This is a genomic window from Gilliamella sp. Fer4-1 (assembly GCF_001690515.1).
In the GTDB taxonomy this organism is placed as follows: domain Bacteria; phylum Pseudomonadota; class Gammaproteobacteria; order Enterobacterales; family Orbaceae; genus Gilliamella; species Gilliamella apicola_C.
Map to the genome: position 1 here is coordinate 1 of NZ_LZGZ01000220.1, position 8,710 is coordinate 8,710.

7 protein-coding genes are annotated in these 8,710 nt (G+C 34.5%); 6 read left to right on the forward strand and 1 reads right to left on the reverse strand.

Features of this window, described 5'->3' with window-relative positions; all coding sequences use genetic code 11:
- On the reverse strand, positions 1–185 hold a 185-nt coding region (locus A9G30_RS08010), incomplete at its 3' end, for a PGAP1-like alpha/beta domain-containing protein (RefSeq protein WP_218057780.1).
- A gap of 136 nt (positions 186–321) precedes the next feature.
- On the opposite strand from A9G30_RS08010, the gene A9G30_RS08015 reads away from it, so the two are divergent.
- The 6 genes from A9G30_RS08015 to epmA all read left to right on the forward strand — a co-directional run bounded on the left by A9G30_RS08015 (position 322) and on the right by epmA (position 8,592).
- Complete coding sequence (locus tag A9G30_RS08015) at positions 322–2,265, forward strand: exoribonuclease II (RefSeq protein WP_065588614.1); 1,944 nt, start codon at positions 322–324, stop codon at positions 2,263–2,265.
- A 203-nt stretch (positions 2,266–2,468) separates the two neighbouring features.
- Positions 2,469–2,708, forward strand: a complete 240-nt coding sequence (locus A9G30_RS08020; RefSeq protein ID WP_065588615.1) for a YecH family metal-binding protein — start codon at positions 2,469–2,471, stop codon at positions 2,706–2,708.
- A gap of 224 nt (positions 2,709–2,932) precedes the next feature.
- Entirely contained in the window at positions 2,933–3,595 is a 663-nt protein-coding gene (locus tag A9G30_RS08025; protein ID WP_065588616.1) for a hypothetical protein, read from the forward strand.
- Positions 3,596–3,609: 14 nt separating this feature from the next.
- Entirely contained in the window at positions 3,610–5,172 is a 1,563-nt protein-coding gene (locus tag A9G30_RS08030) for a glucan biosynthesis protein G (RefSeq protein ID WP_255305756.1), read from the forward strand.
- Positions 5,173–5,193: 21 nt separating this feature from the next.
- Positions 5,194–7,554, forward strand: coding sequence for a glucans biosynthesis glucosyltransferase MdoH (gene mdoH / locus A9G30_RS08035; RefSeq protein WP_065588618.1), 2,361 nt, complete (start codon positions 5,194–5,196; stop codon positions 7,552–7,554).
- A gap of 63 nt (positions 7,555–7,617) precedes the next feature.
- Positions 7,618–8,592, forward strand: a complete 975-nt coding sequence (gene epmA, locus A9G30_RS08040; protein WP_218057372.1) for an elongation factor P--(R)-beta-lysine ligase — start codon at positions 7,618–7,620, stop codon at positions 8,590–8,592.
- The last annotated feature ends 118 nt before the right edge of the window (positions 8,593–8,710 follow it).

Here is an 8,710-nt window from a genome sequence, read left to right on the forward strand (position 1 = left end):
ATAGCTTGATAACTTATCTGATCAGACCAAGGTGAATTTCCATGATTACGTAAATCAACTTGAATTGTTTGATAATGTTGCACAAAATCTTTTGCTAGCATATTCAAATTATCTAAACTGCCAAAAACGCCATGCAAAAACACTATCGGCTGCCCATCACCCTGTAATTTGTAATTTAATTTCATAGACTAATTTAATCGATTATTTCAAGTGGCATTATTATACGTCTATTTTCAGCGCTATTACCGATTAATTCAATAACCAAAACTTGCATAACTATGATAGAATTTAACCCAAATTTTTTAAATAGTGTTAAGGCATATGTTTCAAAATAACCCTCTACTGGCACAATTAAAGCAAGAGCTTCATGAACAAACCCCACGTGTTGAAGGCATTGTTCGAGCACATGAAAAAGGATTTGGTTTTTTAGATGTAGATAATAAAAAAAGCTATTTCATCCCTGTTGCTAAAATGAAAAAGGTTTGTAATGGCGATAAGGTTTCTGGGGCTGTAATCAGTAATAACGGTAAAGAAACTTTTGAACCTGAATTTCTAATCGAGAGTGCATTACAAAAATTTATTGGCAAAATAGGCTTTCAAGATCGTGCAATGGTTATTTATCCTGAAAATATGCCCGCTAATTTTGCCATTCGTTGTAAAGTACACAATCAAGTTAGCGAAAAGCTAAAAGAAAATGATTGGGTTGTTGCAATGCTCACTTCTCACCCGTTACAAGAAAAAAGTAACCATTTTTTTGCTGAAATTACTCGTTTTGTTGCTGACAGTAATTCTCCTTACCAACTTTGGCTAAAAACATTAGCTCGTTATGATTTAGAAACGATCCCGCCACACACCGAAGTATTAGGAATTAACGATGCAGAGCTTAATAATCGCCAAGATTTAACTGATGTTAATTTTTTCACTATTGATAGCGAAGATACCGAAGATATGGATGATGCAATTACGGTTTCTAAAAATGAACATGACCATTATCAACTTATGGTTGCTATTGCTGACCCCACCGCTTATATATTACAAGATAGCGAATTGGATAATATTGCCAAGATCAGGAATTTTACAACTTATTTGCCAGATTTTAATATTCCCATGCTACCCAAAGAGCTTGCTAATGAGCTATGTTCATTAAAAGCGAATCAAAAACGACCTGCTATGATATGCAAAATAAATATTGACCAAGCAGGCGATATTATTACCGATGACATCACCTTTATGCCGGCTTGGGTTGAGTCAAAAGCTAAACTAACTTATCGTAATGTTTCCGATTTTCTAGAAAATAGTAGTGAATTAGCAAATAATAACCCTAATATTAAAAAACAACTTAGCTGGTTAGCTGACTTAGCTAATATCCGCACAGTATGGCGGCAAACTCATGCACTCGTTTTTAAAGATAATGGCGATTATCGTTTTGCTCTAAATGAAAACCGCCAAGTTAAATCAATCATTAAAGAAACTCGTCGAATTGCCAATCATATCGTTGAGGAAGTCATGATTCTGGCAAATCAAGCTTTAACATTACAATTACAAAATAAAATTGGTTTTGGAGTTTTTAATATTCATGCGGGTTTTGATAATAAATATATCGAACAAGTGCTAAATTTTCTCAACGATAATGGGATTACTGAATTTGATAAAGAATCTCTATTATCTTTTGATGGCTACGTAAAGTTGCGTCGGATGATCGACAACATCCCATTTTTAGCCACAAGGCTTCGCAAGTTTCAAAGCCCTGCAGATTTTTCAATTGAGCCAAAGCCTCATTTTGGTTTAGGATTCGATGCTTATGCAACATGGACATCCCCAATACGTAAATATGGCGACATGATCAACCATCGGCTAATCAAAGCATATATTCGCTTACAAGAACTAATTCCACCAGATAAAGAACAACTAAAAACCATGAATGAAAGGCGAAAGATGTTACGCTTTGCTGAGCGTGATATGGCTGAAAACCTTTATGCTCAATACTTATCAGATAAAATTGGCGAAAGTTACACAGCTGAAATTATTGATATCAATCGTGGTGGAGCTCGAGTTCGTTTATGTGATATAGGCGCTTTTGCATTTGTACCGCTTTCAATGATTCATTCAGTCAAGGAAGAAATCACTGCCCTACCCGATGAAGGAATAATCAAAATCGAAAATAAAGTTGGCTACAAACTTGCTGATATTATCTCAGTTGTAATTCACCAAGTTAAAAGCGAAAATCAATCAATTATTGTAAAATTAGCTAATAATAAAGAGTAAAATAAGATTATTCTCGATTGAATATTTTGCCTCATTTGTATTAGTTACGCCCCTGATATAAATCGGGGGGAAGCAATAAATAAAATTGACAATATTTTTAATATCTAACCACTTTTTTTTACTCATAATATTTGCTATCTTTCGCAATTCTAAATGGCGAATATTATACATTAAATAAACAACAATTTGCAGAGGAGGTTTTAATGTCAATTCACGGGCATGAAGTATTGCATATGATGGAAGGAAACAATTACACAGAATCTTCCTTATTTAGTGCTATCAAAAATAAGTTTGGTGAAAACGCCGTATTTCACACCTGCTCTAAATCTAACATGAATGCCGAGCAACTTATTGCTTTTCTAAAAGCGAAGGGTAAATTTAAGCCTTCTGTTGCACATAAATCTGAATTTACCGTCGATAATAAAAAAATATGCAAACATTAGGAAGAAGTAATTATATCTAATGTAGGCTTTTTATAAATTTAATTTAATCTACTGGTATTATTTAAAAAAATAAGAGTATATAATTTCCGGCTATATCAATAATTGTTATAAGCGATTTTTATTATAAAAATGTAACTAAATGAATAATACAGTGGCTCTCTTTGAAATTAACCGAATTGAAATTAACCGAAATAACTAAAAAATATGCTCATGGAATTTGATAAATGAAAGTAAGTAAAATCCTTATATGCGCCACTATTTCTATTCTTGCCGCAGGTTGTGCAAAAAAAAATTTGCCTACAAAAAATAGCGAGGCAATTTCAAAGACAGAGCAGTTATCTTTATTAAAACAGCAAACAGAAGCTAATGACCCTTATGTCGTTGATGCTAAAACTCAATTGCTCCAAATTATTGGCGATAAAAATTTCGACAACTATGTTATTAAACGTGGTATTTTAAATTGTAAAAGTGACAATACCCCATCATCTTGTGTATTAAGTTTTTATCTGAACGAAAATTATAAGTTAAAATATGATATGCAACTTAAAAAAGTAGTTGAAGAAAATCAAGCTGAACATAATATTGAATTAAGCAAAATAAAAGCAACCGAAAACAATATTAAAAATTATTGCCAGTATTCAGCTGATTTTGTTACTGCAATTTATACCAAAGATACCACTAAAATAAAGCAATACTTTCAGCCACAATTCAAAATGTCTGAACAAGATATCTTATCCTTACAAACAAAGATTGCCAAAGATAACTATTCTCACTTCCTGATCGATGAAAATCCTAGCATTCTTCAAGAGATCAAAGTAGATTACGTTGAAAAATGCTTGAGTGATCCCAAAAAAAATATTATCAATTACTTCAATATTTTTAGATAATAATGCGAGTCTGTATGTACAACTTATTACCCAATACTCCTTTTAGTAAAAAGCTAATTAGCAAGGTGCTTTGCATGGCTTGTGTTTCTTGCATTAGTTTTTCTTCGTGGGCTTTTTCATTCGATGATATAGCTGAAAAAGCAGAAAAACTATCCAAAAAGGCTTATGTTCAGCCATCTAAAAATATTCCAAATGAATTAGCATCTTTACAATTTGCTGATTATCAAAAAATCCTATTCAATCATCAAAAAGCCTATTGGGGCGATCGAAAAAATCGTTTCAAACTTGAGTTTTATCATGAAGGGATGTACTTTGATGTTCCAATAAAAATCAATGAAATTGTCGATAATAAAGTTAACCCAATTGAATATGATCCAAATTATTTTGATTTAAGCCCAATCAATCTCGATAAACTAAACAGTAAAGATCTTGGGTTTGCTGGTTTTAAAGTCCATTATCCGATTAATAATCCAACAAAAACTGATGATGAAATTTTTTCGGCTCTTGGTGGCAGCTATTTTCGTGCCGTAGGAAAAGATCAACATTATGGTCTTTCAGCTAGAGGTCTTGCCATTGACACTGGTGAAATGTCTGGGGAAGAGTTTCCACGTTTTAAAGAATATTGGATTGAAAGACCTGAACCTAATCAAAAACACTTGATTATCTATGCATTACTCGATTCGCCTAGTGTAACTGGGGCTTATAAAATTACGCTTGTACCAAGTATTGATACGACGATCACCGTACAAGCAAGAGTATTTTTCCGTAATTCAGTAAAAAAATTAGGTATTGCACCATTAACTAGCATGTTCTTATTTGGCCCTAATTATCCATCACCATTGCTAAATTACCGCCCTGCAATGCATGATTCTAATGGCCTTTCGATCTTAGCTAGCAATAATGAGTGGATATGGCGTCCATTAAATAACCCTAAACGTTTATCGTTTTCATCTTATAGTTTAGAAAACCCGAAAGCATTTGGATTAATTCAACGTGATAAAGGTTTTGATGATTATCAAGATCTTGATGATCACTATGAACAACGACCAAGTGTTTGGGTAGAAATACTAAACAACTGGCAAAAAGGCCGTGTTGAATTAGTTGAAATCCCAACAGCTGATGAGACTAACGACAATATCGTTGCATTTTGGGTGCCAGAAAAACAATACCAAGCTGGTGATGTGCTTGATACTAAATATCGATTACATTATACCTTAAACGAAAAACAGCGTTATCCCAATAATGTTGCACAAGCAATTAGTACACGCTTATCACTAGGCGATATAAAACAAGCTAATTTAATTCGTAAACTTGATGGCTCTAATGCATACGTAATTGATTTCGCAGGCCCTGAATTATCAGAAAAAGATCCAGTTAAAGTGATTTCAAGCATTAATAATGGTGCTATCGTAAGTTGTGACGTACAATACAATCCAGTAATTAAAGGTTGGCGAGTCATTGTTCGATTCAACGTTGAAGATAATAAAAAAGCAACAGATATTCGTATACAACTTGCTTCGCAAGCAACCAATGAAGTGATTTCTGAAACGTGGAGTGGGCAATACCCCGCACAATAATTATTATAATAAGCTAAAAATATGAAAAAAGATTACTTTGCAAATCTTTCTGGCGCTAAAATTTGGCGTCAGAAATTTGAAAACAATGTGATTCCACCTGACGATGTCGAATTTTTAAAATATCGTTTAAATCAGGTTGGCGATACTTGTTCTTTTATTGATGAGCGGCAACAACAACCAAGTTACCCTGAAATGGATCGCGTTTCAATTCAACCCCAGATCTGGAACCAACGCTTTACAACCAAAGCAAAGCATGGTACTAATATCCTTGCTTTAATTCGCCGTTTTATTATGTTTACACTCATTGTAGTACAAACATACTACGGAACCACTTATCTATCATCTTTATTGCCTTATCAAAGCTGGCAAAAAATCAATTTCATGGCTAATTGGGATATCAATCCTGAATTAGCTGTTTACAGCATAATACCTTATATTATTCAAGGCGCGATTATTACCTTATTCGCGATTTTATTTTGCTGGATCTCTATTGGATTTTGGACCAGTATTATGGGGTTAATTTTAGCTGTAATGGGTAAAGATCGTTATACTATCCAAATTCCCACAGATCCAGCAGCGCATATTGATAGCAAGCATCGAACTGCATTAGTCATGCCAATTTGTAATGAAGATGTTGCTCGAGTATTTGCTGGGTTACAAGCAACTTATCAATCTTTAGCTGAAACAGGCCACGCAGCTTGTTGTGATTTTTATATATTAAGTGATACTAACGATCCCGATCTGTATGTTAACGAACTTAAAGCTTGGGCTGAATTTAATGCAACAAAACAAAACAATGGTTGCAACGTTTTTTATCGCCACCGCAAACGCCGAGTAAAACGTAAAAGCGGTAATATTGATGATTTTTGCCGTCGTTGGAGCCATCAATATGAATATATGATGATCCTTGATGCCGACAGCATTATGACTGGTGACTGTATTTTAAAAATGATCGCCATGATGGAAATGACGCCTAAAGCAGGTATTTTACAATCACCACCAAAATCGGTAAGAATGACCACCCTTTACGGTCGTATTCAACAATTTGCCAACCAAATTTACAGCGATATTTTTTGCTCTGGTACACACTTTTGGCAATTAAGCGAAGCACAGTATTGGGGACACAATGCAATGATTCGCTTAAAACCATTTATTGAGCATTGCATACTATCACCGCTCCCAAAACGGAAAGAACCAATTCATATTTTATCGCATGATCTAGTTGAAGCCACCCTTATGCGTCGTGCTGGCTATGGCGTTTGGATCGCTTATAATATGAATGGTAGTTACGAAGAACTACCAGGTAATATGATAGAAGATCTAAAACGAGACAATCGCTGGTGTATGGGAAACTTGATTAATTTAAGATTAATTTTCAAAAGTGGGATTAAATTGACACACCGCATAATGTTTGCAACCAGTGGCATGGCCTATATTTCATCATTATTGTGGTTGGTGTTTTTAATATTCTCAACCTTATTATTATTAGTGTTTAATATTTCCGAACCTCAATATTTCTTCCAACCTAACCAATTTTACCCAACTTGGCCAAGGTGGGATGAGCAATTGGCTATTCAACTACTTTCAACCACGATGGTTTTATTGTTTGCACCTAAATTCTTCAGCTATGGCATTATAATAGCGAGAACGAGAGCAAAAGATGTTGGTGGTATTCTTAAATTAACTCTATCGATATTTGTTGAAATGATTTGGTCAATGATCTTAGCTCCAATCCGGATGATCTTCCACAGTAAATTTGTACTTAAAGCTTGGATGGGCAGTAAAATCCAATGGAAATCTCCGTCCCGAAGTGATGATGCGCTAACGTGGGGGGAATCATTTTATTTTTGTTGGCCATTATCATTATTAGGTATTGTATGGTTAGCTGTGATTATCTGGTTAAACCCACAATTTACTTATTGGTATATAGCCATATTGATACCTTTAACCATTTCTCCTTTAGTGATTAGAGTATCTGGGCTTTCAAGCATTGGTATGAAAGCAAAGAAAATGGGATTATTCTTAACACCAGAAGAAACACATCCAGCAAGAGCCGTCACACTCACTGGAGAATATTTAGTTAAAACAGAAGCGGCATTTGTTGAGCATGGCTTTATTATAGCATTAGTCGATCCTATCTATAACGCACTTGCTTGTGCATTATCCACTTCTCGACATTTACCTAATACTAAAAATCAGCAAAAACGTATTGAGCTTATTGAACAATATCTGCAAACTGATTTAGAAAAAATCAATAAAGAACAACAGTTAGCAATTTTAGAAGATCCAATTATTCTTTCTGCATTACATCACCATATTTGGCAACAGCAAGAAAAATACGACAACTTATTTGCTTTGTGGCAAAATGAACGCCAACAATAAAAAATAGGGCCTATGCCCTATTTTTCTTCTTTTTAGTAACTAATCAAATCCATGGATATTTTTATGACTTGGCAACCTTCCGCATCTATTAATAATTTACTTAAACGTGCAAAAATTATTTCTCAAATACGTCAATTTTTTGCTGATCGTTGTATTTTAGAAGTTGAAACACCAACCTTAAGCCAATATGCAGTTACCGATGTGCATTTAAGCTCTTTTCATTCTACTTTTTTAAAACCCGGTGAATTTAATGAACAGCAAGGGCAAAAGATGTCATTAATTACCAGCCCTGAATATCACATGAAGCGTTTACTTGCTGCAGGTAGTGGCCCTATTTACCAAATGTGTAAGTGCTTTCGTAATCATGAAGAAGTCAGTCGTTACCATAACCCAGAATTTACCATGCTTGAATGGTATCGCATCCAATTTGACATGATGCAAATGATCAACGAAGTCGATGATTTACTGCAAACTATTTTGGATTGTGAATCTGCTGAGCGTATTTCTTACCAAAAAGTATTTCAACGCCATTTGAATATTGATCCATTAGAAGCTGATCATACAACATTAATCAATGCGGCAAACCAGTTGGATATTGGCATTAATGCCGAAAGTTATGATAAAGATGGATTACTACAATGCTTGTTCACTTTTGGTATTGAACCTTATATTGGTCAAGATAAACCTATTGCAGTGTATCACTTCCCAGCATCACAAGCAGCATTAGCTGCTATCAGCACAGAAGATCATCGCGTAGCGAGTCGTTTTGAGTTCTACTACAAAGGTGTTGAACTTGCTAACGGCTTTAAAGAACTTACAAACCCACAAGAACAACGAATGCGTTTTGAACAAAATAATTTAGATCGTACCAAGCTAAATCTACCTACACAAAATATTGACATTGAACTCCTTGCCGCAATGGAAGCAGGGCTACCTGACTGTGCTGGTGTTGCTGTAGGGTTAGACCGTTTAATTATGATCGCGCTAGATGGCAATAACTTAAATGAAGTCATGTCATTTACTTTTGAAAGGGCTTAATTATGTTCAATGCTTTGGGATTAACCGAATGGCTCGCCATAATTATTGGCATAGTCGCCCTAATTTTACTTGTGATTTTAATAAAATCTAAATTATTAATTAATAATTTACATCAACT